General features: G+C 66.9%; 18 protein-coding genes. All 18 read right to left on the bottom strand.

Translation table 11 applies throughout. The features are described 5' to 3' along the window. Positions 1–77: 77 nt before the first annotated feature. Positions 78–4,139 (bottom strand): phosphoribosylformylglycinamidine synthase, encoded by a 4,062-nt coding sequence (purL, locus tag KVP10_RS02530; protein WP_217962869.1) that lies wholly within the window; start codon positions 4,137–4,139, stop codon positions 78–80. Positions 4,140–4,304: 165 nt separating this feature from the next. After that, positions 4,305–4,859, bottom strand: a complete 555-nt coding sequence (gene greB, locus KVP10_RS02535) for a transcription elongation factor GreB (protein WP_217962870.1) — start codon at positions 4,857–4,859, stop codon at positions 4,305–4,307. 83 nt (positions 4,860–4,942) lie between these two features. Beyond that, entirely contained in the window at positions 4,943–5,791 is an 849-nt protein-coding gene (locus KVP10_RS02540; protein ID WP_217962871.1) for a 3',5'-nucleoside bisphosphate phosphatase, read from the bottom strand. 76 nt (positions 5,792–5,867) lie between these two features. Beyond that, positions 5,868–6,791: an alpha/beta fold hydrolase gene (locus KVP10_RS02545; protein WP_246600249.1), complete on the bottom strand. Its 924-nt coding sequence runs from the start codon at positions 6,789–6,791 to the stop codon at positions 5,868–5,870. A 37-nt stretch (positions 6,792–6,828) separates the two neighbouring features. Then, positions 6,829–8,271, bottom strand: coding sequence for a dihydrolipoamide acetyltransferase family protein (locus tag KVP10_RS02550; protein WP_217962872.1), 1,443 nt, complete (start codon positions 8,269–8,271; stop codon positions 6,829–6,831). 4 nt (positions 8,272–8,275) lie between these two features. After that, positions 8,276–9,316, bottom strand: coding sequence for an alpha-ketoacid dehydrogenase subunit beta (locus KVP10_RS02555; protein ID WP_217962873.1), 1,041 nt, complete (start codon positions 9,314–9,316; stop codon positions 8,276–8,278). 2 nt (positions 9,317–9,318) lie between these two features. Continuing rightward, the gene (locus KVP10_RS02560; RefSeq protein WP_217962874.1) at positions 9,319–10,554 is read right to left on the bottom strand and encodes a 3-methyl-2-oxobutanoate dehydrogenase (2-methylpropanoyl-transferring) subunit alpha; all 1,236 of its coding nucleotides are present in this window, start codon (positions 10,552–10,554) and stop codon (positions 9,319–9,321) included. A gap of 163 nt (positions 10,555–10,717) precedes the next feature. Continuing rightward, positions 10,718–11,095, bottom strand: coding sequence for a helix-turn-helix domain-containing protein (locus KVP10_RS02565; RefSeq protein WP_217962875.1), 378 nt, complete (start codon positions 11,093–11,095; stop codon positions 10,718–10,720). Further along, on the bottom strand, positions 11,092–11,394 hold the full coding sequence (locus tag KVP10_RS02570) for a type II toxin-antitoxin system HigB family toxin (protein ID WP_217962876.1): 303 nt from the start codon (positions 11,392–11,394) through the stop codon (positions 11,092–11,094). The genes KVP10_RS02565 and KVP10_RS02570 overlap by 4 nt, the downstream gene beginning before the upstream one ends. A gap of 80 nt (positions 11,395–11,474) precedes the next feature. Beyond that, complete coding sequence (locus tag KVP10_RS02575) at positions 11,475–13,976, bottom strand: DNA internalization-related competence protein ComEC/Rec2 (RefSeq protein ID WP_343218677.1); 2,502 nt, start codon at positions 13,974–13,976, stop codon at positions 11,475–11,477. A 139-nt stretch (positions 13,977–14,115) separates the two neighbouring features. Continuing rightward, positions 14,116–16,380, bottom strand: a complete 2,265-nt coding sequence (locus tag KVP10_RS02580; RefSeq protein WP_217962877.1) for a xanthine dehydrogenase family protein molybdopterin-binding subunit — start codon at positions 16,378–16,380, stop codon at positions 14,116–14,118. Beyond that, positions 16,377–16,898: a (2Fe-2S)-binding protein gene (locus KVP10_RS02585; RefSeq protein WP_217962878.1), complete on the bottom strand. Its 522-nt coding sequence runs from the start codon at positions 16,896–16,898 to the stop codon at positions 16,377–16,379. Before KVP10_RS02585 ends, KVP10_RS02580 begins: the two co-directional genes overlap by 4 nt. After that, positions 16,898–18,190, bottom strand: coding sequence for a c-type cytochrome (locus KVP10_RS02590; RefSeq protein ID WP_217962879.1), 1,293 nt, complete (start codon positions 18,188–18,190; stop codon positions 16,898–16,900). Before KVP10_RS02590 ends, KVP10_RS02585 begins: the two co-directional genes overlap by 1 nt. 248 nt (positions 18,191–18,438) lie before the next feature. After that, positions 18,439–19,797, bottom strand: coding sequence for a four-carbon acid sugar kinase family protein (locus KVP10_RS02595; protein WP_217962880.1), 1,359 nt, complete (start codon positions 19,795–19,797; stop codon positions 18,439–18,441). Positions 19,798–19,948: 151 nt separating this feature from the next. Continuing rightward, positions 19,949–21,262, bottom strand: coding sequence for a ribulose-bisphosphate carboxylase large subunit family protein (locus KVP10_RS02600; RefSeq protein WP_343218678.1), 1,314 nt, complete (start codon positions 21,260–21,262; stop codon positions 19,949–19,951). Further along, positions 21,259–21,798, bottom strand: coding sequence for a VOC family protein (locus KVP10_RS02605; protein ID WP_217962881.1), 540 nt, complete (start codon positions 21,796–21,798; stop codon positions 21,259–21,261). Before KVP10_RS02605 ends, KVP10_RS02600 begins: the two co-directional genes overlap by 4 nt. Before the next feature lie 58 nt (positions 21,799–21,856). After that, a complete protein-coding gene (locus tag KVP10_RS02610) occupies positions 21,857–23,743 on the bottom strand; it encodes a TRAP transporter large permease (RefSeq protein ID WP_217962882.1) in 1,887 nt (628 codons plus the stop codon). Between the two features lie 7 nt (positions 23,744–23,750). Then, complete coding sequence (locus tag KVP10_RS02615; RefSeq protein ID WP_217962883.1) at positions 23,751–24,770, bottom strand: TRAP transporter substrate-binding protein; 1,020 nt, start codon at positions 24,768–24,770, stop codon at positions 23,751–23,753. Positions 24,771–24,786 lie beyond the last annotated feature (16 nt).

The raw sequence follows: 24,786 nt of genomic DNA on the forward strand, positions 1-24,786 counted from the left end.
GCAAGATTATACGATCTCGCGCCCCCGGATGAAAAACCAGGCTGGCGAGGCCTGCCGGGCCCCGCCACGCCGCCCGATCAGCCCAGCCACACCCGCGCGTTGCGGAACATGCGCATCCAGGGGGTGTAGCCGCCCCCCGGGGTGTCGGCGCCGACACTGTCGCGCTCGCCCCAGCGCGGCGGCGTCCAGGACATCATGACGTTGCGCGTGACGCGCTCGGGGTGCGGCATCAGCACTGTGTAGCGGCCGTCCGGCGTGGTGACACCGGTCAGGCCCTGCGAGCTGCCGTTGGGATTGTAGGGATAGGCTTCGGTGCGCTCGCCCTGGTTGTCGATGAAGTTCAAGGCGTTGAGCACTTGTCCAGCATCGCCCTGCCGTGAAAAATCGGCATAGCCCTCGCCGTGCGCCACGGCCACCGGCACGCGCGTGCCCGCCATGCCTTGCATGAAGATGGAGGGCGACTCGGCGATCTCGACCATGGAAAGACGCGCCTCGTATTTTTCCGACACGTTGCGCGTAAAGTGCGGCCAATGCTGCGCGCCCGGGATCATGGGCGCCAGCGCCGCCATCATCTGGCAGCCGTTGCACACGCCCAGGCCGAAGGTGTCGGTACGCGCGAAATAGGCGGCGAACTGGTCGGCCAGCTGCGCGTTGTAGCGGATGGTGCGCGCCCAGCCCTCGCCCGCGCCAAGCACGTCGCCGTAGCTGAAGCCGCCCACGGCCACCAGCCCTTGCACGTCGGCCAGGCGCACCCGCCCGGACAGCAGGTCGGTCATGTGCACGTCCCAGGCCTCGAAGCCCGCCTTGTCGAAGGCCCAGGCCATTTCGACCTGGCTGTTGCAGCCCTGTTCGCGCAGGATGGCCACGCGCGGACGGGCGCCAGTCGCGATATAGGGCGCGGCGACGTCTTCCTGCGGATCGAAGGCCACGCGCGGCGTGAAGCCCGGATCGGCGGCGTTCTGCCAGGTCTCGAATTCGGCCCTGGCGCATTCGGGATTGTCGCGGCGCGCCATGATCTGGCGGCTGACCTCGCTCCATTGCTGGCCCAGGTCGTAGCGGCTGTGGCGGTAGATGCACTTGCCGTCGCGGTAGAACTGGATCTCGTCTTGTTCGTTCAGGCCGCCCAGCACGTGCGAGCAGGCCGACAGGCCGGCTTCGCGCAGCTTCTGCATGACCAGGTCGCGCTGCGCCAAGGGCACCTGGATGACCGCGCCGGCCTCTTCGGAAAACAAGGCCTTGAGCGTCAGTTCGTCGCGCTGCACGGACACCTGTTCGGCGCGTATCTTGTAGTCGCCCCAGTCGGAGGCGTAAGGGTCTATGGTCAGCATGTCGAGGTTGACCGAGACCCCCACCCTGCCCGCGAAGGACATTTCGCAGACGCTCGCCAGCAGACCGCCGTCGGAGCGGTCGTGATAGGCCAGTACGTGGCCTTCGCGGTAGAGCTGGCGTATGGTGCGGAAGAACGCCAACAGCGATTCGGGCTCGTCCATGTCCGGCACGGCCTTGCCCACCTGGCCGAAGGCCTGCGCCAGGATAGAGCCGCCCAGGCGGTTGCGGCCGCGCCCCAGGTCTATCAGGATCAGCACGGTTTCGCCGGCATCGGTGCGCAGTTGCGGGGTGAGCGTGGCGCGCACGTCGGTCACCGGCGCGAAGGCGCTGACGACGAGAGAGACCGGCGCCACGACTTCGCGCGCCTGCCCCTCGTCTTCCCACTTGGTGCGCATGGACAGCGAGTCCTTGCCCACGGGTATCGACAGGCCCAGTTGTCGGCACCAGGCGCTGACCGCGAACACCGTGTCGTACAGTGCCGCGTCCTGGCCTTCGACGCCGCAGGCGGCCATCCAGTTGGCCGACAGCTTGATGTCTTCGATCTCGCGCACGTCGGCGGCGACCAGGTTGGTAAGCGCCTCGGCCACCGCCATGCGGCCCGAGGCCGCCGCGTCGATTACCGCCAGCGGGCTGCGTTCGCCCATGGCCATGGCCTCGCCGCGCACGCTCTCGAAGTCGGCCAGGGTGACGGCGCAATCGGCCACCGGCACCTGCCAGGGCCCTACCATCTGGTCGCGACTGCTCAAGCCTCCCACCGTGCGGTCGCCGATGGTGATAAGGAAGCTCTTGTTGGCCACGGTAGGATGGCGCAGCACGCGCTGTATGGCCTCGTCCAGGGTGATATCGGTGAGATCCAGCGGCGCGAAGGCGCCTGGAGCGCGCCGCACGTTGCGCGTCATGCGCGGCGGCTTGCCCAGGATGACATCGATGGGCACATCGACGGGGCGGAATTCGGGACGGTCTGCTTCGGACTCGGGCTGCGAGAACCCTGCCAGGCCTTCGCCGCAGGTGACGCACAGTTGGCGCTCGTCGGTGGCCACGCCGACCACGGCGTAGGGGCAGCGCTCGCGGCGCGCAATGGCATCCAGGCGCGGCAGGTCTTTTTCCAGCACGGCCAGCACGTAGCGTTCCTGGGCCTCGTTGCTCCAGATCTCGGCCGGCGACAGGCCCGATTCTTCTACATGCACCTGGCGCAATTCGAACACGGCGCCGCGGCCGGCATCGTTGACCAGTTCGGGGAAGGCATTGGACAGGCCGCCCGCACCTACGTCGTGTATGGCCAATATGGGGTTGTGCTCGCCTTGCTGCCAGCAACGGTCTATGACTTCCTGGGCGCGACGCTGGATCTCGGGATTGCCGCGCTGCACGGAATCGAAATCCAGGTCGGCGCTGTTGGCGCCCGCGCTCATGCTGGAGGCCGCGCCGCCGCCCATGCCGATGCGCATGCCCGGCCCGCCCAACTGGATCAGCAGCGCCCCGGGCGGAATCGGATCTTTATGCGTCAGGCCCGCGTCTATGGCGCCCAGCCCGCCGGCGATCATGATGGGCTTGTGATAGCCCCAGCGCCGCCCGCCCGCGGTTTGCTCGTAGCTGCGGAAATAGCCCAGCAGGTTCGGGCGGCCGAATTCATTATTGAAGGCGGCCCCGCCGATGGGGCCTTCGATCATGATGTCCAGCGCGCTGGCGATGCGGCCCGGCAAGCCGTAGTCCTCGTCTTCCCAGGGCTCGATGCCATCGTCGAAACGCAAGTTGGACACAGTGAAGCCCGTCAGGCCGGCCTTGGGCTTGGAGCCGCGGCCGGTGGCGCCCTCGTCGCGGATCTCGCCTCCGGCGCCGGTCGCGGCCCCCGGGAAAGGGGCGATGGCCGTGGGATGATTGTGGGTCTCGACCTTCATCAGCGTATGCACGGTGGCCGCAAGGCTTTGATAGCGTGCCGCCGCGCCGTCGCCCGGTAGCGCCGCGTAGAAACGCTGCGCCTTGCCGCCTTCCATGACCGCCGCATTGTCGGAATACGCCACCACCGTGCCCTGCGGCTGGGCCGCATGCGTGGCGCGGATCATGCCGAACAGCGTGTGCGGCTGCTGCATGCCGTCTATCACCCACTGGGCATTGAAAATCTTGTGGCGGCAATGTTCGCTGTTGGCCTGCGCGAACATCATCAGTTCCACGTCGGTGGCGTTGCGTCCCAGGCCGGTGAAGGCCTCGAGCAGGTAGTCGATCTCGTCCTCGGACAGCGCCAGGCCCAGCTGGCGATCGGCCTGCACCAATGCGTCGCGCCCGCCCCCCAGGATGTCGATGGCCTGCATGGGCTTGCCCGGCAGCGAGGCGAACAGCGCCGCGCCGTCGAAATCGGCGTCCACCACGGTTTCGGTCATGCGGTCGTGCAGGCAGGCGGCAATTTGCGCCAGTTGCTGCTCGTCGATATTGCGCGTGCCCAGCAGGCCGCGGGCCGGCTGCAAGGTGTAGCGTATGCCGCGTTCGACGCGGCGCACCGCCGCCAGACCGCAGTTGTGGGCGATGTCGGTCGCCTTGCTGGCCCAGGGCGACACGGTGCCCAGGCGCGGGACTACGCGCAGCACCAGGGCATGCTTGTCCGCCCGTTCTTGGGGCGCCGGGCGGCCATCGTCCAGCAGGGCGCGCAGCCGCCGGCCCTCGGCCTCGTCCAGCGCCGGCTCGCACCATGCATAGTGCTCGTACTGCCCCTGGATATCGGCCACCGGCAGGCCCAGCTGCGTAAAACGTTTGAGCAGGCGTTCACGACGGAAATCGGACAGGGCCGAAGAACCCGGAAAATACAGAATGGAATTCACGATGGGGATACAGGCAGGAGGGTTGGCCAAAACAGCATTTTAACGGCTTATGCCGTTTCCCACCGGCTTGCCCTGCCCCTCGAAAGGTATATGCGAGGCATGCCTGCGAGCCATGGGCGGAGCCGTTCGCCGGGCCGACCACGGAAGCGCCGCCAGGCCCCGGTTTCAAGCCTCGGGATAGCCGACTTCCAGGATCTCGAGTTCGTCCACGCCGGCTGGCGTGCGCAGTGTCACGGTATCGCCCTCGCGGGCCTTGATCAGCGCGCGCGCCACGGGCGATATCCAGCTGATACGGCCTTGCAAGGGCTCGGCTTCGTCCACCCCTACTATGGTGACGCGGTGCTCCTGGCCGGCCTTGTCCATGTACAGCACCTCGGCGCCGAAAAAGACCTGGTCCTTGTTGGGCTGGACGGCCGGATCGACCACCTCGGCGATCTCCAGGCGCTTGGTCAGGAAACGCATGCGCCGGTCGATCTCGCGCAGGCGCTTCTTGCCGTAGAGATAGTCGCCGTTCTCGGAGCGGTCGCCGTTGGACGCAGCCCAGGACACCACCTGCACCACTGCCGGCCGCTCTTCGTTCATGAGGCGCGCGAGTTCGGCGCGCAGGCGCTGGTAGCCCTGCACCGTCATGTAGTTCTTGACGCCCGCGGGCAGGCTGGGCGCCTCGGGCCCTGCGTCCTCGTCGTTCTGGTCGGATTCCTTGACAAATGCCTTGTTCATAAGCTGCAACCGTTATGCAGGACGTACTCTAACATCCCTCTTCCATCCCTCTTCCACCCCTCTTGCACCCGGCGGCCCCGGGCTCAGGCCCAGTCGTGCCATACCGGCGTCAGGCCGGGCGGCAGCGGCGGCATGGAACCCAGGTCGCGGCGGCTTTCGGTGGGGCTGTGGAAGTCAGAACCGCAAGAAGCCAGGAAGCCGTAATGGCGCGCCACCTCGGCATACTTGCCGTACTGGTCGGGGCGATGGCTGCCCGTGACGACTTCGATGGCCTCGCCGCCGAGCTGCTTGAATTCGTCGAACAAGGCGTCGAATTGCAGGCGGTCGTAATGGTAGCGCCCGGGATGGGCGATGACGGCGCGCCCGCCCGCCGCCCGGATCCAGCCCACCGCCTCGGACAGGCTGGCCCACTCGCCCGGCGCGTAGGCGGGCTTGCCTTCGCCCAGGTAGCGGTCGAATGCGGCCTGCATATGCGTGCAGCGCCCCTGCTCGACCAGGAAGCGCGCGAAATGGGTGCGGCTCACCAGGCGGGGATTGCCGGCATAGGCCAGCGCGCCTTCGTAGCTGCCGGGAATGCCCAGCGCCTGCAAGGCGTCGGCCATGCGCCGCGCACGTTCCAGGCGGCCCGTGCGTATGCCCTCCAGGCCCGCGTTCAGCGCGGCATTGTGCGGATCGATATGCAGGCCGACGATATGCACCGTCTGCTTCGCCCAGGTGACCGATATTTCTATGCCGTCGATGAACGGCAGGCCCAGCTTGCTCGCCGCGGCACGCGCCTCGGCCAGCCCCGCGACTTCGTCGTGGTCGGTCAGCGCCCAGAGCTGCACGCCGTGGGCATGCGCGCGCGCCGCCAGTTCGTCGGGACGCAGCACGCCGTCCGAGCACACGGAATGGCAATGCAGATCGGCGTTCAAGGGCGTGGAAGAATTCATGGACGGCTCCGCCTACCACAATACCACGCCTGGCCCCCGGGCTGCGCAGGGCGAAAGCGCGGCGAGCGCCCCGGCCTCAGGGCGCCAGCAGGAAGTCTGCGATGGGCTCGATCTGTCCGGGCGAGAGCAAGGTGGGCGCATGCCCCACGCCGGGCACCTCGAACAGGCGCGCCCGCGGATTGCGCGCCAGCATGTCGGCCGCGGTCTCGCGCAGCAGCAGATCGGACTGCGCGCCGCGCACGATCAAGACGGGCTCGGACAGGCTGGCATAGGACGCCCACAACAGCGCCTCGGCTTCCTGCATGGCCTGCGGAGTCTGCAGCGCGAAAGCCTTGGATATCGCCAGGTCGTAATGCTTTACCCAGCGCCCGTCCTTGTGATTGAAGACATGCCGCGTCAATTGTTCCCATTGCGCGCGGCTGCGCGGGCCGAAACCTTCCGACACCGACTGGACATAATCCACGGCCTGGTCGTAGGAATCGAACACGCCCGGCCGGCCTACGTACTCGCCTATGCGGGCCAGGCCGCCGAGATTGAGTTGCGGGCCTATATCGTTCAAGACCATCTTGCCCAGGCGCAAAGTGCGCTCGGGCGGCAGCCCGAATTCGGCCCGGGCGGCGCGCGCCGGGGCGGACATCGCCAGCGCCCCGGCCAGGGCCAGGCCTATCAGCCCGCCCATGGAGGTGCCCAGCCAGTCGATGCGTTCCACGCCCAGCCGGGCGATCAGCGTGACCATGTCGGCCACGTATTGCGGCACGACATAGCCTGTGGGGTCCGCTAGCCAGTCGGAACGCCCGCGCCCCACCACATCGGGGCACACCACCCGGTAATGCGGGCTGAGCCGGGCCGCCAGCGTATCGAAGTCGCGGCCACTGCGGGTCAGGCCATGCACGCATACCAGCACTTTGTCGTTGGCTGGGTCGCCCCATTCCCAATAGGCCATGCGATGCAAGCCGGAGCGGCTGGCGCAGACGACATATTCGAGACGAGGTTCGGTCATGGGAAAGACTGCCGGAAATTACCAGGAAGCAAGGATCTTACTCTACGAACATGGTGGCGGGCGACTCCAGGTAGGCGCGTATGGCCTGTATGAATTCCGCCGCGTTCAGGCCGTCGACCACGCGATGATCGAACGACGAGGACAGGTTCATCATCTTGCGGGCCACCACCGCGCCGCCCAGGATGACCGGGCGCTCGACGATGCGGTTGACGCCGACGATGGCCACTTCGGGATAGTTGATGACGGGCGTGGAAACGATGCCGCCCAATGGGCCCAGGCTGGTCAGGGTGATGGTCGAGCCTGAAAGCTCGTCGCGCGCCGCGCGGCCGCTGCGCGCGGCCTCGGCCAGGCGCGCGATTTCGGTCGCATTGGCCCAGAGGCCGCGCGACTCGGCATGGCGCAGCACCGGCACCATCAGGCCGTGTTCCGTCTGCGTGGCTACGCCCAGGTGCACGGCCTCGTAGCGGGTGATCAGTTCGGCCTCGTCGTCGTAGCGTGCGTTCATCTGCGGGAACTCGGCCACGGCCAGGACCATGGCCCGCACCAGGAAGGGCAGCAAGGTCAGGCGCGGCCGCCGATCGCCCCACTTGGCGTTGAGCCTGGCGCGCAGGGCCTCGATCTCGGTGACGTCGACTTCCTCGACATACGAGAAGTGGGGGATGTGCCGCTTGGATTCCTGCATCTTCTGCGCGATCTTGCGGCGCAGGCCTACCACCGGAATCTCGCTGCGGCCGTCGCGCACCGCGTAGGCCGATGCCGCGGCGGCCGGTGCCGGCGCATCGTGATGGGCCTGCACATCTTCGTGGCGGATGCGGCCGCCGGGGCCGCTGCCGTGGACAGCATGCAGGTCCACGCCCAGCTCGCGGGCATGGCGGCGCACCGAAGGCGAGGCCAGCGGCTTTTCGCCGGCGTGGCGCGCGGGGCTGGAATCCGCCGCGGACCGCGCCGTGGACGGCGGCAAGGATGCTTGCGAACGAGCCGCCCCGCTCGCGCCGGCGACAAGCGCCGGTGCCGGTGCCGGTGCCGGTGCCGCAGGCATGGTCGCGGCAGAGGAACTTGCTGCAGCGGCGGCGACCGCTTCCCGGCCGGCGCCATGGCCGGAGGCGTCGGCTTGCGAGGTTGACGGCGACTCATGCCTGAGAGCCGCCGGAGGCTGTGTCTGAACTGGATCTTTATCCTGGGCCTGAGCCTGGGCCGCCGCGGCGTGGCCATGCGCGGCGCCCTGCCCGCCCTCGACTTCCAGCCGGATGAGTTCGGCGCCCACGGCCAGCACGTCGCCGACCTTGCCGCCCAGGGACACCACCTTGCCGACCACCGGCGAAGGGATCTCGACCGTGGCCTTGTCGGTCATGACTTCGGCCAGGACCTGGTCTTCGGCCACGCTGTCGCCCGGCTGCACGTGCCATTCGGCCAGTTCGACCTCGGCGATGCCTTCGCCGATATCGGGCATCTTGATGACATGGATACTGGTGGAGGCCATGGCTTCAGTCCTCCAGCGCGCGCTTGAAGGCCGCGCCGACTCGCGCCGGGCCTGGGAAGTAGTTCCATTCCTGCGCGTGGGGATATGGCGTGTCCCAGCCCGTGACCCGCTCTATCGGGCTTTCCAGGTGATAGAAGCAGTGTTCCTGCACCAGCGCCACCAGCTCGGCGCCGAAGCCGCTGGTGCGGGTGGCTTCGTGCACCACCACGCAGCGCCCGGTCTTCTTGACCGATTCCACGATGGTGTGCAGATCCAGCGGCCAGATGCTGCGCAGGTCGATGATCTCGGCGTCTATGCCGGTTTCGCGGGCCGCGGCCTCGCACACGAACACCATGGTGCCGTAGGTAAGCACGGTCAGCGCCGAACCCGGACGGAAGACTGAGGCCGATTCCAGGGGAACCGTGTAATAGCCTTCCGGGACTTCGCCCAGCGGATGCTTGGACCACGGCACCACGGGGTTTTCGTGATGGCCGTCGAACGGCCCGTTGTACAGGCGCTTGGGTTCGAGGAAGATCACCGGATCGTCGTTTTCGATAGAGGCGATCAGCAGCCCCTTGGCATCGTAGGGGTTGGACGGCATGACTGTGCGCAGCCCGCTGACGTGCGTGAACAGCGCCTCGGGGCTCTGGCTGTGGGTCTGGCCGCCGTAGATGCCGCCGCCGCAGGGCATGCGTATGGTCAGCGGCGCGATGAACTCGCCCACCGAACGGTAGCGCAGGCGCGCCGCCTCGGACACGATCTGGTCGGAGGCCGGATAGAAGTAGTCGGCGAACTGGATCTCGACCACGGGCCGCAGGCCATATGCACCCATGCCCACCGCCGCGCCGACGATGCCGCCTTCGGAAATCGGCGCGTCGAATACGCGCGAGCTGCCGTACTTGGCCTGCAGGCCTTCGGTGCAACGGAACACGCCGCCGAAATAGCCTACGTCCTGGCCGAACACGACCACGTTGCTGTCGCGCTCCAGCATGACGTCCATCGCCGAGCGCAGCGCCTGGATCATGGTCATGGAGCGCGTCGGCATGTTCTTGCTGTGCTGTTTCATGGTCATTCCTCCAGCAGTTGGCGGCGCTGCATGCGCAGATGTTCAGGCACGTCTTTGTAGACGTCCTCGAACATCATGGCCGCGCTGAAGGTATGGCCTGTGGCGAGCGAGCCGTAGCGCTCGGCTTCTTTCTGCGCCGCAATCACCTCGGCCTCGAGCTCTTTGCGGGTCGCTTCGTCTTCCTCTTCGGACCAGGAGCCGATGGCAATGAGATGCCGTTTCAGGCGCGGGATCGGATCGCCCAGCGGGAATTTCTTCCAGTCGTCGGCGGGACGGTATTTGGACGGATCGTCCGAAGTGGAGTGCGGGCCGCCGCGGTAGGTGACCCATTCGATGAGCGTAGGCCCGAGATTGTTGCGGGCCCGTTCGGCGGCCCACTGCGAGGCCGCGTAGACCGCCAGGAAATCATTGCCGTCGACCCGCAGCGAGGCGATGCCGCAGCCCACGCCGCGCGCCGCGAAGGTGGTGCTTTCGCCGCCGGCCAATGCCTGGAAGGTGGAGATTGCCCACTGGTTGTTGACCACATTCAATATGACCGGGGCGCGGTACACGTGGGCGAAAGTCAGCGCGGTATGGAAATCGGACTCGGCCGTGGCGCCGTCGCCGATCCAGCCCGAGGCGATGCGCGTGTCGCCCTTGATGGCCGAGGCCATGCCCCAGCCCACGGCCTGTATGAACTGCGTGGCCAGGTTGCCCGACACCGAGAAGAAGCCCGCCTTGCGCACCGAATACAGCACCGGCAACTGGCGGCCCTTGAGCGGATCGCGCTCGTTGGACAGCAACTGGCAGATCAGGTCGACCAGCGGCACGTCGCGCACCATCAGCAGGCTTTGCTGGCGGTACGAGGGAAAACACATGTCGCCGTCGGACAGCGCTAGGCCATGGGCCGTGCCTATGGCTTCCTCGCCCAGGCACTGCATATAGAAGGACATCTTCTTCTGGCGCTGCGCGATCAGCATGCGCGCATCGAAGATGCGGGTCTTCATCATGACCCGCATGCCTTTGCGCAGCAGTTCGGGATCGAGCTTGGGCGCCCAGGGCCCCAGCGCCCTGCTCTCGTCGTCCAGCACCCGTATCAGGGAATAAGCCAGGTCGCTGGTGTCGACGGGCAGCACGTCGACCGGCGGGCGGCGTACTTCGCCCGCAGGGGATAGATGTAGGTAGGAAAAATCGGTTTCGCGCCCGGGACGCCCGCTGGGTTCCGGCACGTGCAAGTGCAGATGTGGTGTTTGTCTCATTTTTGTTTCGCCGTAGAAAGAATCTTATGGATGCTTCCCCCGCCGAGCCGATCTTGTGGATACGTATCAATCATCGCGCATCCGATTGAAATTCGCAAGGCGCCCCCGTGGCCGAAGACCGCAGGCCGACGCGGAACCGGCGAACGAGCCCCGGCTCGCCGAGTCAAGTATTCACGACAGGCCGGATCAAGCATTCCGCCGGAATGCCAAGCCCGGTATGCAGGCGCCAGATCATGGGCAGTGTCAATGCTCGCTTGCGGTTAAGGACTTCATAAACGCGGTTGCGCCTGCCTATCATCGGCTCCAGATCCTTGGGAGTGAGGCCGCCCTGCTCCATGCGGAATTTGATGGCCTCGATCGGGTCCGGCAGATCAATGGACCAATGCCTGGCTTCGTATGCCTGGACCAAGGTGGCCAACACATCCAGGCGATCGCCATCCGGCGTGCCCAGTTCCGGATCCGATTCCATCAGCCTGGAGATTTCCTTGAGTGCAGCCCTGTAGTCGGACTCGGTGCGTACGGGATGGATATCCATGCTCATTCCTTTTCGACGGTTTCGGCGTCAATCTTGTCGTACTGTGCGTGCGTACCCACGAATTTGACATAAACAATGCCGAGCCGGAAAGCAAGCGCTACGATCAGCCGATAATCATTGCCCTTGATATTGAACACCACTCGCCGATTCTTGAGAATGCTGGCACTTCGATATTGGGCCTTGATGTCCGCCGGATGCCTCCATTTGGCCTTGCCGGCCTCGTCCAGCCATGCTTTAAGCGGCTGCTCCGCGTCCGGGTATATATCCCAGAAGTTGCGCAGGGCACTGACGGCTATGACGCGCACAAGTAGATCATAGTCCCAATTTGGGACTACTGCTAAATTGCCGCTCGGCCGCAAGCACAGACATGATCGACACCATAGCCTTAACGCCCCTGCCAATAGCGTGGGTGCTGCTGCCGCTCGGCCTGGGCCGACAGGCCCGCGGGGCGCGAGCGCAGGGTGATGGCGCCGTGCAGGTCGGTGCGCCAGAATTCGGCGCCGCTGCGCCGCCAGCGCTGCTCGACGCCGCGCCCCGGATGGCCGTAGCGATTCCAGCGGCCCGCCTGGGCCACTACGTGCGCAGCCTGCGTCCGGGCGACGAAAGCAGGCGAGGAAGAGCCCGCCGAACCATGATGCGCCGCCATCACCACATCGGTGGGCGGCAGGCCGCCGCGCACCAGGGCGGCTTCCTGGGCGGCGGCAATATCTCCGGTAAGCAGCAGTGAGTGATGGCTGCCGCTGACGCGCAGCACGCAGCTTCGGGCATTGCGGTGCTTGCCGCCATTGCCGGCCGCGCTTCGGGGCTTGCCCGAACTGGCGGGATCTGCGGGCCAGAGGAACTCGAATTGAACGCCATCCACCGTCCAGGCCATGCCGCGCCCGCAGGCCGACAGCGCCAGGGGCCGGCGCACACTATCGCCGACCAGGCCGAGTAGTCTCGCCTCGCGCTTGAGATAAGCGTCGAGATCGAAGGAGCTGTATGACTGCTGCACGGGAATTTCCCGCAGCACGCTGCGCACCCCGCCGACATGATCGATGTCCGCGTGCGAGACCACCATGGCGTCCAGCCCGCGTATGCCGCGGGCCTGCAGGAACGGCACGATCGTGCGCGCGCCTTCGTCCGCGTCGGGGCCCATGCGCAGGCCCGTGTCGAACAGCAGCGCATGCCCGGCGGTGCGCAGCACGATGGCGCTGGACTGCCCGACATCCAGGGCATATAAATCCCAGCTTCCGGGCGGCGGCTTTTCGGGACGCGAAGCCAGGGCCGGCAGGACCAGCAGCCAGCCGCCATGCCTGGCGGGAAAGCCGCGCGGCAGCATGGCCGCCCCTATTCCCAGGCAGGCCAGGACGAGCGCCCACCACGGCGCCTGCGACACGCCCACGCTGGCGGCGGGCAGCGCGGCGAGCCATTGCGTGGGCAGCATCGCGGCATGCAGACAGGTGTGCGCCAGCCACGCCAGGCCACCGGCCACGGCGTCCAGGCCGGGCACGACGGAACAGGCCGCGGCCAGCAGCGACAAAGGGGTGATCACCATCTCGACCAGCGGAATCGCATAGGCATTGGCCAAAGGCGACACCAGCGAGACCTGGTGGAATATAAGGCCCAGCACGGGCATGAGAGCAACGTTGATCGCGAGCTGCAGCCCGGCGGCCGCGCACACGAAATGCCAGGCGCGCGAGGACCGGCCTTGCGCAAGTTCCGACGCGGCCAGGCCTTCCCATGACTGTGCCGCCATCAACACGCATACGGCGCCGAAGGACAGCCAGAAGCCGCTTGCCAGAAGCGCCCAGGGATCGAGCATCAGCACCGCGAAGACGGCGACGCACAGCAGGCGCGAAGCCCGCACCGGCAGCCGCAAGGCCTGGCCGCCTGCGGCCACGGCCAGCATCAGGAAGGTGCGCTGCGCCGGCACGCCCCAGCCCGCCAGCAGGCAATATAGCCAGGCCACCAGGACGGCAGTCAATGCGGCCGCGACCTGCGCCGGCATGCGCTCGGCCAGCGCCCGGCCGCGCCAGCGCATCCTGCGCCACAGCCACAACACGGCCAGCGCGCCCAGCGCCGCGATCATGGTAATGTGGGAGCCGCTAATGGACACCAGGTGCGTGATGCCGCTGCGATTGAACACCTGCCAATCGCCGGCCTCGACCCCGGCCTGGTCGCCGATGACCAGCGCCAGCAGCACGGGCCCGTAGCGCATGCCTTGCAAATGCCCGCTCATGGCCTCGCGTACATGGTGGCGCACACGGTTGGCAATAATGCCCAGCCCCGCCCAAGGCTCGTCGCGCAAGTAGCGCGGTGTGCCGCGCACACTGCCGCTGGCCCTCAGGCCGCGGGCGAAAGCATGGCCTTCATAGTCGAAGCCTCCCGGGTTGCGGGTGCCCTGCGGCCGCTTCAGGTTCAGCGACATGCGCCATACCTGGCCCGGAATCAATTCGGGAAAAGGTTCCGGCGGCAAGCCGCGGCGACCGTAAGGCCCTGCATAGCCGGGGGCGTTCCAGGACACCATAATGCGTGCAGGCACACCCGCCGGCTTGGATTCGATGACTTCGGCCTCGAAGCGGCGACTGTCCGGGCCGAGCCGTACCAGGTCCGCCACCCGCAGCACGACGCGCGAGACGCGGTTTTCGTTACCGGACACGAGCTCGTCGGCCAGGCGATGCTCGATGCGTGCGAGCGCCAACAGCAAGCCGGCCGCCGCGGCCCACAACGGCCAGACATAGCGCGGCAGGCCCCGCAAACGCCGCAGGATCAGCAAGACCGCAAGCAAAGACCACAAGGCGGCCCAGGCCGCGGCCATCCAGCCCGGCGGGACCGAACCCGCCGGCAAGCCGTGAGCCACCCAGGTCGCAAGCGCGACGGCCAGCAGGCAGCAACGTCCGGTCACGCCCGGCCCCCTCGACAAATAAGGACAGCTTAGGCGGCCATGCCGGAGCTGCCATCCGTGCAGGGACTATGGCAGCACTATCGGATACTACGAGTCTCCGAACGCGCCGCTTGCCGCGGACGATATTCCAGGCAGGAGATCAGGCCGGAGTAGTCAGGTGCCGCGCCAGCGGCAGGTCGCGCAATCGGCGGCCGGTGGCATTGGCGATGGCGTTGGCGATGGCGGCCGGGGTCGGGCCCTGCGAGGCTTCGCCGGTGCCCAGGAAAGGCGCTCCGGGCCGGTCGATCAGGTGCACGTCTATCTTCCTCGGCATGTCCGAGAAGCGCAGGATGGGATAGGTGCTCCAGTCGAAAGAACGGATACGGTGCTCGTCGTAGAGCACTTGCTCGTAGAGCGCCCAGCTTGCCGACTGGATGATGCCGCCCTCGATCTGGTTGCGCACGCCATCGGGGTTGACGATCTCGCCGGCGTCCACCGTGGCCACTACGCGCTCCATGCTGACCTGCCCGGTTTCCGGTACGACCGTCAGCTCGATAGCGATGGCCATGTAGCTCATCAGGTTCTTGTACTGGGCGAAAGCGAAACCCACGCCGCGGTTGGGCACGCGCTTGCGCTTGGGATCCCAGCCGAAGGCCTTGGCGGTGCTTTCGATCACGTCGCGTGCGCGCGGATCGTCGAGATGGCGCAGGCGGAATTCCACGGGGTCGGCGCCGGCCGCCTGCGCCAGGTCATCCATGAAGCTTTCAATGCTGAAAACATTCATGAATGCGCCCAGTCCGCGATGGGCGGACGTGCGTATGGGCGCGTCGGGCAGGAAGTGGAACCGGACGTTGTAGTTGGCGAAGTTGTAGAGAGGCAGGCTGTTGCGGTCGCCGCCGCCCTCGGGCATGGGTATGGGCTTGGGCGGGGCCGGCGTGAACGGTTTGGCCAGATAGGTCGCCGGCATCAATCGACCGGCGTTGTTGATGCGCATGTTGTGGCAGTTGCTCCAGATCTCGTGGTGCCACTCGACCACGCGGCCGGAAGCGTCGAGAGCGGCCTCGAGGCTGGTGACCATGGCCGGGCCATAGGGCTCGCAGCTCTGCTCCTGTTCGCGCATCCATTGCACCCGTACCGGGCGGCCCGGCACGGCGCGGGCGATCAGGGCGGCGTCGGCCGCCACATCGTCGGCGGAATTGTGCCCGTAGCAGCCCGCGCCCGGAACGTGTATACAGCGTATATCTTCAGGCTTCATGCCCATCAATTCGGCCAGGCCGCCGCGCAGCGGGAATACGCCTTGCGCGTGGGTCCAGACGGTGAGCTTGCCGCCGTCCAGGTGGGCGATGGCACAGGACGGTCCGATCGACGCGTGCGCCAGGTAGGGCTTGGTGAAACGCGCTCGCAACGACTTGGCGGCGGGCCCGGCATCGCCATGGCGCTCGCCCGCGACAATGTCCTGCGAGGGCAGCTTGAGCAGCGTGTCGTAGATGGTCTCGGGCGTGGGCAGCACCGCGGTTTCTTCCCATGCGGCGGAAGCCTCCAGGGCCCGCATGGCGCGTATGGCCTGCCATTCGTCCTCGGCCACCACGGCCAGATAGCTGCCGTCGCGCACTACCTTGACCACGCCGGGCATCTTCTGGACCGCCTCTATATCGACCTTGAGCAGCTTGGCGCCGTAGGAAGGCGCGCGCACCGCGCGGGCGTGGACCATGCCGGGCAGGCGCATGTCCTGCACATAACTGGCCCCGCCGGTGACCTTGGCGGGAATGTCGACTCGCTGGACCGGCTTGCCGATGACCTTGTGCCGCTTGGGGTCGAGCAGCGGCGAGACGGGTTCGGCGTTGCGATGCAGGTCCAGGCCGCTGACGGCCTGGCCGTAGCTCAGGGTACGTCCGTCCGGGGCCGCGATGAGGCCGTCGCCGCGGACTTGCAACACGCCGGCCTGCACGCCCAGTTTCCCGGCGGCCGATTGCAGCAGCAGCGCGCGCACCTGGGCGGCCGCGTTGAGGATGGCGGTGCCGCTGTCGGCGGTGGAGTGGCTGCCCGCGGTGTAGCCTTCGTTGGGCGTCAGAGCGGTATCGGCAGTAATGAGGGTAATGGCCTGCGGCCCCACCATCAGCTCTTCGGCGGCGATCTGGATGAAGGCCGTGCGGATGCCCGTCCCCAGTTCGGCCTTGCCGGTGTAGACCGTGATCTTGCCTTGCTCGTCGATGCGGATCCACGAGTCCAGCAGCGGCGTGCTGCGCAGATTGCCGGGCAGCTTGACGGAGCCGTGTGCGGCGACGGGCGCGGCGTCTTCGGTCTGGCGCTGGGCCAGCGCGTTCGCGCCGGGCACCAGCGCGAAACTGATGGTCAGCGAACCGGCGGCGAGAAAGCGGCGGCGGCCGGCATCGACGTCGGCGGCGGAATCGAGGATCTTGCTCATGCCAGTTCTCCCGGCTCGGCAGCCAGCGCCTGGGACGCCGAGCCCTTGTCCGGCCGGCGCCCGCCCAGGCTCTTCGCAGCCTCCACAATGGCGGCGACGATACGCATATGGGTACCGCAGCGGCACAGATTGGGCTGCATGTATTCGCGGATTTCGGCTTCGCCGGCGCCCGGATGCGCATCGAGCAAAGCCTGGGCGCGCATGATCATGCCCGCGATGCAGTAGCCGCACTGGGCGGCCTGCTTGTCGATAAACGCCTTCTGCAGCACGGAAGGCTGTTCCTGCGTGCCCAGGCCTTCGATGGTGCGCACCGGGCGGCTGCCGATTGCCGAAACCGGCATCAGGCAGGAAAACACCGGCTCGCCGCCGACGATGACGGTGCACGCGCCGCACTGCCCCAGGCCGCAGCCGTACTTGGCGCCATTGAGCCGCAACTGGTTGCGCAACGCATACAGCAGGGGCATGGAAGGATCGATGTCGAGGTCATGCTCGACCCCGTTGACAGTAAGCTTGACCATTATTGCGAATTCTCCTTGCGGATAGCGGCAACGCTGGCGGGCAAATCGGACCAGGCGGGGCGTTGGGCGTAAGTAAAGCGGACGTAGGACAGCACGTCGGCAATCTGCCTATCGGTCAGCACATCGGCGAACGGCGGCATGTAATGGGCAGCCGAAGAGCCGTTCCAGGGATTGCCCCTGAGCACCATCTGGATAGCATTGCGCGAACGGTCGGAATTGAGCGTGCTGCCCCATTCCAGGGCCGGCCGCTGGCCCAGGGTGCGCATGGGCGCGGCAGCGCCGTGGCAGCCTGCACAGGAGGCATTGAAGATCGCCGCGCCCGCGGCGAGCACCTGTGCGTCGGGCGGCGCGGGCGCCCGCTCGGCCTGCGCAGCGGGCCGGGCCGCAACGGGCGGCTGCAGCGACATCAGGTAGCTCGCGATGGCGCGGATGTCGGACTCCGGCACACGGCTCAAATGGTGCGTGACCGGCAGCATGGGGCCGGCCGAAGCGCTGTGCTCGCTGGCGATGCCGGTACGCAGGTATGAGACGAGTTGTTCCTCGGTCCAGGGCTTGCGGGCCGACGTCAGCGCATCGAGCGGCGGCACGTCCCAGCCGTCGACCAGGCCGCCGGCATAAGGCTGGCTGGATTTCTCGGCGCCCAGCGCGTTCATCGGCGTATGGCATGCAGCGCAGTGGCCGGCGCCTTCGACGAGGTAGCGGCCGCGCAGCCACGCGTCGGACTGCGGCTGGGCGGGCTGCGGCAGCGGTCCCTGGTCCAGGAACAACAGGTTCCACCCCGCCACCAGCGGCCGGAAATTCAGCGGGAAAGACAGCTCATTGACCCTGGCCGGAGCATCGACCGGCGTGCGCGCCATCAGGTAGGCGTACAAGGCGTCGATGTCTTCGTCCGACATGCGCGTGAAATGCGGGTAGGGAAAGGCCGGGTAAAGCAAGTGGCCGTCGCGCGAGACGCCCTTGCGCATGGCCCGGGCGAAGGCTTCCCGAGACCAGCCGCCTATGCCGGTCTTGACGTCGGGCGTGATATTGGTGGAATAAATCGTGCCGAAGGGCGTCGCCAGCGGCAGGCCCCCGGCATAAGGCTTGCCGTTTCGAGCCGTGTGGCACTGCATACAGTCGCCCAGTTCCGCCACTTGGGCGCCATGCATGACCAGGGTCAGGTTTGCTTCGGGAATCGGCGCCCGGGCCAGCGGGGCGATAGCGGGCTGCCACGCATAGCCGGCGGCAGCGACAAGGCCGACAACAATGACAGCGCCAAGCGCCCAAGCGGCTTTCGGCCTCTTGCTGTTCATAGCTTCTCCACGCAGGGTTTGTGTACATGCGTGAATGACATATTACAGCAGAGCGGTATACCAAAGTATTCCACGACTTTCGCGATTGGCTGCGACTCCTGCGACTGGCGACCTGCCTGCTGCCTGCTGCCTGCTGCCTGCTGCGTTGCGCCGCAGTCTGGCTTGCTCATCCGGGGGCTTGCCGATTCCGGCCCGTGTAGCTCGGTGGAAAGTACCCGGGGGGTTGCCGCCAAGCCAGGCTACGCCTGTCAATCCCCCAACAAGCGCTGGAAGATATCCGCAGGCCCCATCTGACCGCCCTTGAGCATGAGTTCCAGGCCGTCGAGCGCCGGGTCGTCGCTATGGGCGCGGCACAAGGCCACGCCGGGGCTGAGCGGGCGCAGGAAGGACAGGCCCCAGATGGGCAATGCCTTGACGGCAAGGCTGGAGGTATCGCCGCCGGCCACGCCTATGCGGCGCAAGCTCTTGCGTGCCGCGGCGGCGCGCAGCACCCTGCCGAGCAGTTCGGCGGTGCTTCGTGCCAGGTCCTGCGTGGCGACCCCGCGGTCGGGGCCGGCCCCGGACTGCTGCACATAGGCGAGTACATGCTGGCCGGCGGCCAGCGCCGCCGCGATGCTGCCCGCTTGCACCTGCAGATAGGCCGGATCGGCCACCAGGCTGGCGGCGGCCAGTGGCAAGCGGTGGAACGAGGCCGCCTGCTCGACCTGGCGGGCCGTCACCGGCGACATGCTGCCGGCCAGCGCAAATACGGGAGCCGCCATGGTCTGGCGTCCTGCGCGATCCGGCGCAGAATCGCTGGCTGCCGCTGCAGCTTCAGCAGGCTGCATGCCCGATGCTTTCCAGTGCGCGGCCAAGGCCTGCACCACGGTGCTGGGTCCGGCAACCAACGCCCGCCCATACCCGGCCGCGCGCCAGATTTGCCTGCCCACCGTCGCCAGGTCCGCGTTGTCAGCCACGTCGAACAGCACGGCGCCGCCCTGCCCTTGCAGCGACGCCCGCAGGCCGTCCACGCGAGCGTCCAGGCTGTCCGAGGGCTGAGCGTATTCGGGATAATGCACGCCGGCGACCCGCGCCAGGCCTTGCTCTTGCAGATGGCGCCGCAAGTCCGCCTCGCGCATGGGCGTGACCGGATGCCGGCTCATGGTCGGATGGCGGTCCAGCCTATAGACCTCGGCATCGGCGCCGGCCGCGGCGTACAGATTGCTGAAGCAGCAGTATCGGCCGATATCCGGCTGGCCGCCCACCACGTAGGCGATGTCCGCACCCACGAATCCGCGCAGGCAGGAAAGCGCCGCGCCTATGCTGCCCACCGTGGGCGAACTGTCGAACGTGGAGCAGCATTTGTAGTGCAGCACCGGCGCGCCCAGTTCGCGAAAGAAGCCGCCTACGCGCTCCAGTTCGGCCTGCAGGGCGGCCGGCGCCATGGTGCGTGCCGAGCCGGCGATGCCCAGCGCGTCCAGCGGTCCCGCCTGCGCGAGCCTGCGCGCGTCGGGCACGTCCAGGAACAGCATGCTGCGCAGCCCTGCGCGGGCGGCCACGGCCAGCGTGTCGCTGGCGCCGGTGAAATCGTCGCCGTACCAGGCGATTTTCAGTCTCTGCCCCGACATCCCGTTTTCCCGCTGCCGATCGATATGCTCTTCATGAAATACGCCGCGCCATGCGAACGGCTGCGGCGCCTGTAAAGCAGCGTGCCAGAAAGAACCGCGCCCCGGCCGCCCTGCGGCATTTCGGGAACGAGCCCGGCAGCTGCCACTCCCATCATGCCGCGGGCTTGCCGAAGCGTTGCAGCGCCGCGCGCAGTTCGGGCATGCCGCGGCTGTATTCCTCCAGCGATACGCCTTCGCGCTGGGCCTGCCAGGCCTGGCGGATGCTGGCCACGCCGGCGGCGGGGCCGTCCGGGTGCGCCAGGATGCCGCCACCGGACATGAACAGCAGGTCTTCGCTGCCTATCGCCTTCCAGGTGGCGGGCACCGTGCCCGCCCATTGGCCCGAGGAAAAGGCCGGCAGCACCCGGTCGTCGGCGCTATCCGACATGCGCGCGGCGCAATCGCGCGCCGCGTCCACGACCTCCTGGTCGGCCTGCGCGAACTTGCCCTGCAGCCCGTGCACGTGCATATGGTCCACGCCAGTCAGACGCCACAGCGTCTGCCAGGCCTGGTAGGAAATGCCCAGCATGGGGTGGCGCGAGAAGGCGCCGAAGCCGTTGCGGTGTCCGTGTATCGCCAGGGGCGTGCCGCGGCGCAGGCTCTGGATCGCGGAAAAACCGCACCAGTTCAGGCTGGCCATGACGCAACTGCCGCCCTCGCGCCGCACCAGTTCGGCATGACGCAACATCGCGTCGGTTTCGTCGCTGATATTGAAGGCCATCATGACGTGCCGGCCGCTGCGTTCGGCATGGGCGCGGATCACCTCCATCACGGCCGGCACCCGCTCGGCCAGCGGCGCGTGCACCGGGTCCGCGCAGACCTCGTCGTCCTTGATGAAGTCCACGCCGGCCTCGCACAGCTCCTTGACCAGCGCCGCAGTCTGCCGCGCCGACAAGCCGACGTTGGGCTTGATGATGGTGCCTACCAGGCAGCCCGATTGCGCGCCAATGCTCGCCCGGGTGCCGGCAACTCCCAGCGCGGGCAGATCGAAACGCATGCGATAGGCCGACGGCAGCCGCAGCGATTCCAGCCGCAGGCCCGTGAGTTCGCCCAAGTCATAGAGATTGCCCGCCACGGTAGCCGCCAGGGTCGGCAGGTTCGCGCCGATATTGCCCACCGGGAAAGACAGGCCCACCCGGGCGCGGCGCCACGGCCCCCCAGTGCCGCGCCTTTCCAGATAGGCATTGGGCAGGCTGGGCTCGCTCGCGGGCTCGAGCTCTTCGATGGATTCGACCGTCGCGCGGGCGCGGGCGCGCAGCTCGTCGGTTTCGTCCCTGACCCGGGCGAAGGTGCCGCAGGACTGCTCGCCGGCCATGGTCTCGGCCACCTGGCGCGGATCGAACGGCGTCTCGATCAAGTACCCGGCGTGTATGCGCTCTTCGCCGGAGCCGGCTCCGCCGGCGGTATTGCCGCCGGTCGCGCTCACAGCGTATCCAGGTCGGGGAAGCTGCGCACCGGATCCTTGCCGTCCCAGTCGCGCGCGGAATCGCGGATGAGATCGAACAGGCGTCCCTTGGGGCCGGCCACCTCGGACAGCTCGATCACCGTGCCGGGATGCAGGCCGGTATCGAAATAGACGAAGCGCCCCTGGCGCCCGACCTCGCCGCCCATCTTGGCCTTGAAGCCCTGAGCCTGCAGGCGCTGCAAGTCGGCGTCATAGTCCTCGGTCCAGTAGGCCACGTGCTGCAGTCCGGTGTGGCCGGCCTGCAGGAAGTCGCGGTACATCGAAGGCACGTCGTTGCGCACCTGGATCAGCTCGACCTGCACGAAACCCGAATTGGCCAGCGCGACCGAGTTGTGCGGCTCGTAGCTGCGGCCGTCGTATTGATAATTGACGATAGGCACCTTGGGGTTGTAGTACCAGGGGCCTACTCCCAGGGTTTCGCTCCAATATTGCATGGCCTGCTCGATGTCGCGCACGACATAGCCAAGCTGGCGGATCTCTCCGAAATAACGGCTCATATGCTTCCCTGTTGCAAGAGCGCCGCCGCGTCAGTTGCGGACGGACGCCCGGATTCGTTCATTTAAGAAAACCGACCGACAGCCACGGCACGGCGGCGACGATCACCAGCCCGATCAGCAGCGCGACGATGTAGCCCCAGATATGCCGCATGCCTTCGCTGGGCTCGACCCGGCTGATCGCGCAAGCACCGTAGTAGCCCACGCCAAAGGGCGGCGAAAACAGGCCTATGCCCATGGCGAAGATCACCACCATCGAGTACTGCACCTCGTGTATGCCCATCTCGCGGGCCACGGGGAACAGCAGCGGGCCGAACAGCACGATTGCCGGTATGCCTTCGAGCACGCTGCCCAGCACGATGAAGGTGACGATGGAAATCGCCATGAAGCCGTAGGCGCCGCCCGGCACGCCGGCCATGAAATGCGCCAGCTCGCTGGAGAACCCGGACTGCGTCAACGCCCAGGCCATGGCCGTGGCGCAGCCTATGATCAGCATGATGGCGCCGGACAGCGAGGCCGTCTCAACCAGCATGGGTATCACGCGCTTCCAGTCGAAATGGCGGTACACGAACAGGCCTATCAAGATCGTATAGACCACGCCTATGGTCGACACTTCGGTGGCGGTGGCCACGCCCTCCACCACCGAAGCGCGTATGACGAAGGGCAGGCACACCGCGGGCAAGGCCACCACCAGCATGCGCAATACCTGCTTGCGCCCGACGCGCTGTACCTGGCTCAGGTCTTCGTGGCGGCAGCGGCGCCACACCACGAAGCACAGGGCCAGGCCCAGCACCACCGCGGGCAGGATGCCGCCGCTGAACAAGGCGGCGATCGACACACCCGTCACCGAGCCTATGGTGATCAGCACGATCGAAGGCGGTATGGTTTCGGTCTGGGCGCCGGTGGCCGCCAGCAGGGCTATCAGTTCGCCCGGCCTGGCGCCGCGCTTCTGCATCTCGGGAAACAGCACCGGCGTGATGGCCGCCATATCGGCGATCTTCGAACCCGATATGCCGGACACCAGGTACATGGCGCCGATCAGCACGTACGACAGGCCGCCGCGCACATGGCCCAGCAGGCCCGCCAGGAACTGGATCATGGCCCGCGCCATGCCGGTCATCTCGATCAGCGCCCCCAGGAAAATGAACAGCGGCACCGCCAGCAGGATCAGGTGCGACATGCCTTCGTTCAGGCGGCCCATCATGACCACCATGGGCGTGTCGGTGGTCAGCGCCAGGTAGCCGAAGGTGGACAGCGCGAAAGAAAAGGCAATGGGCACGCCCGAAAAGACATTCAGCGCCACCAGGATCACGAAAAAGATCACCAGGTTGACATTGCCCAGGGTGGCGAGCCAGGGCTGCGCCAACCAAAAACCTAGCGCCAGCGCCGCCGTGCAGACGGCCGCCAGCGACACCGTGCGCAGTTCGTGCACGCGCGCCAGCCGCAGCAGCGACACCACGGCCATCAACCCCAGCCCCACCGGCAGCGCGATCGCGCGCCACAGGTCGTTGATCTGCAGCGCCGGCGTGATGATGAAGGATTCCTCTTGCGCGTAGTCGCAGGCCGAAACAATGACCAGCAGCAGGAAGGCGAGCGATGCCGTCTGCGCAAAGGTTTCCAGGAAGGCGCGCCAGCGCGGCCCCACCCTGTCGATCAAGGCCGTCATGCGCATGTGCTCGCCGCGCCGCAGGGCCGCGACCGCGCCCAGCATCGACAGCCACAGGAACAGCATCGACGCCAATTCGTCGGACCAGACCAGGGGCACGTGCAGCACATAGCGCGCCACCACGCCGCTGAACAGCACGACGATTTCCACCACCAGCAGCGCCGCGCACAAGAGCTCGACGACGCGGCCGATGCCGTTATCCAGCCGCAGCAGCCCGCGGCGCAAGGCCGAGGACTCATGGGACGCGGCGGCGGGCCGGTCCGTGGCGCTCGCGTAGATCATGGCGCCGTTACACCAGCTTGCCGACGGCTTGTTCCAGCACGCCCCATGCGGCATCGCCGAAGCGCCCCTTCCAGGTCTTGTAGAAGCCGGCGCTGCGCAACTTGGCGCGGAAGCTGTCGGACGACACCTGGTTGAACTGCAAACCCTTGGACTGCAGATCGGCCTGCACCGACTCATTCAGTTTCTTGATGTCCTCGCGCTGGCGCACGCCGGCGCCGTTGATGGCATCGGCCACGATGGTCTTCAGGTCGGCGGGCAGGCGGTTCCAGGCCCGGCCGTTGGCGATGAACCAGAAGCCGTCCCAGATGTGATTGGTCAGCGAGCAGTATTTCTGCACTTCGTAGAGCTTGGCCACCTGGATGATGGGCAGCGGATTTTCCTGGGCGTCGACGATTTTCGTCTGCAGCGAGGAATACACCTCGCTGAACTGCAGGCTGGCGGGCGCGGCGCCGAGCGCCTTGAACATGGCGATCGACAAGGGGCTGACCGGCACGCGGATCTTCAAATCGGCCATGTCGGCGGCAGTCTTGATGGGCGCCTTGCTGCTGGTCACCTGGCGAAAGCCGTTGTCCCACATTTTCTCGAACGCATACAAGCCCACCTTGTCGACCGCCGAACGGATGTAGGCCCCGACCTGGCCGTCCATCGCCTTCCATACCTGGCCATAGTCCGAGAAGGCGAAGCCGACCGCATTGATCGCGGCCACCGGAACCAGGGTGGCGATCACCAGCGAGGACGGAGTAAAGAACTGGATGCCGCCGGAACGCACCTGGGACAGCATGTCGGTGTCGCCGCCCAACTGGTTGTTGGGGAATATCTTGATGTCCACCCTGCCTTTGGACTTGTCGAGGATCTCTTTGGCGGCCTCGTGGGCGCGCACGTTCAGGGGGTGCGCCAGCGGCAGGTTGTTGCCGTACTTATAGGAAAACTCGGCCGCGCGCGCGGTGAACGGCAGGGCGCTGGCGATGCCGGCCAGCGGCAAGGCCGACATGGCCTTCAACATGCTGCGGCGGGTGGGGTTGTTCATATTGCCTCCTGATTGA

This window comes from Candidimonas humi, from assembly GCF_019166065.1.
In the GTDB taxonomy this organism is placed as follows: Bacteria; Pseudomonadota; Gammaproteobacteria; order Burkholderiales; family Burkholderiaceae_B; genus Candidimonas; species Candidimonas humi.

Bases quoted from the DNA above. Each gene is read 5' to 3' on its own strand.
- greB (WP_217962870.1), bottom strand. From the start codon at position 4,859: ATGAACAAGGCATTTGTCAAGGAATCCGACCAGAACGACGAGGACGCA.
- KVP10_RS02540 (WP_217962871.1), bottom strand. From the start codon at position 5,791: ATGAATTCTTCCACGCCCTTGAACGCCGATCTGCATTGCCATTCCGTG.
- KVP10_RS02545 (WP_246600249.1), bottom strand. From the start codon at position 6,791: ATGACCGAACCTCGTCTCGAATATGTCGTCTGCGCCAGCCGCTCCGGC.
- KVP10_RS02550 (WP_217962872.1), bottom strand. From the start codon at position 8,271: ATGGCCTCCACCAGTATCCATGTCATCAAGATGCCCGATATCGGCGAA.
- KVP10_RS02555 (WP_217962873.1), bottom strand. From the start codon at position 9,316: ATGAAACAGCACAGCAAGAACATGCCGACGCGCTCCATGACCATGATC.
- KVP10_RS02560 (WP_217962874.1), bottom strand. From the start codon at position 10,554: ATGAGACAAACACCACATCTGCACTTGCACGTGCCGGAACCCAGCGGG.
- KVP10_RS02565 (WP_217962875.1), bottom strand. From the start codon at position 11,095: ATGAGCATGGATATCCATCCCGTACGCACCGAGTCCGACTACAGGGCT.
- KVP10_RS02580 (WP_217962877.1), bottom strand. From the start codon at position 16,380: ATGAGCAAGATCCTCGATTCCGCCGCCGACGTCGATGCCGGCCGCCGC.
- KVP10_RS02585 (WP_217962878.1), bottom strand. From the start codon at position 16,898: ATGGTCAAGCTTACTGTCAACGGGGTCGAGCATGACCTCGACATCGAT.
- KVP10_RS02590 (WP_217962879.1), bottom strand. From the start codon at position 18,190: ATGAACAGCAAGAGGCCGAAAGCCGCTTGGGCGCTTGGCGCTGTCATT.
- KVP10_RS02595 (WP_217962880.1), bottom strand. From the start codon at position 19,797: ATGTCGGGGCAGAGACTGAAAATCGCCTGGTACGGCGACGATTTCACC.
- KVP10_RS02605 (WP_217962881.1), bottom strand. From the start codon at position 21,798: ATGAGCCGTTATTTCGGAGAGATCCGCCAGCTTGGCTATGTCGTGCGC.
- KVP10_RS02610 (WP_217962882.1), bottom strand. From the start codon at position 23,743: ATGATCTACGCGAGCGCCACGGACCGGCCCGCCGCCGCGTCCCATGAG.
- KVP10_RS02615 (WP_217962883.1), bottom strand. From the start codon at position 24,770: ATGAACAACCCCACCCGCCGCAGCATGTTGAAGGCCATGTCGGCCTTG.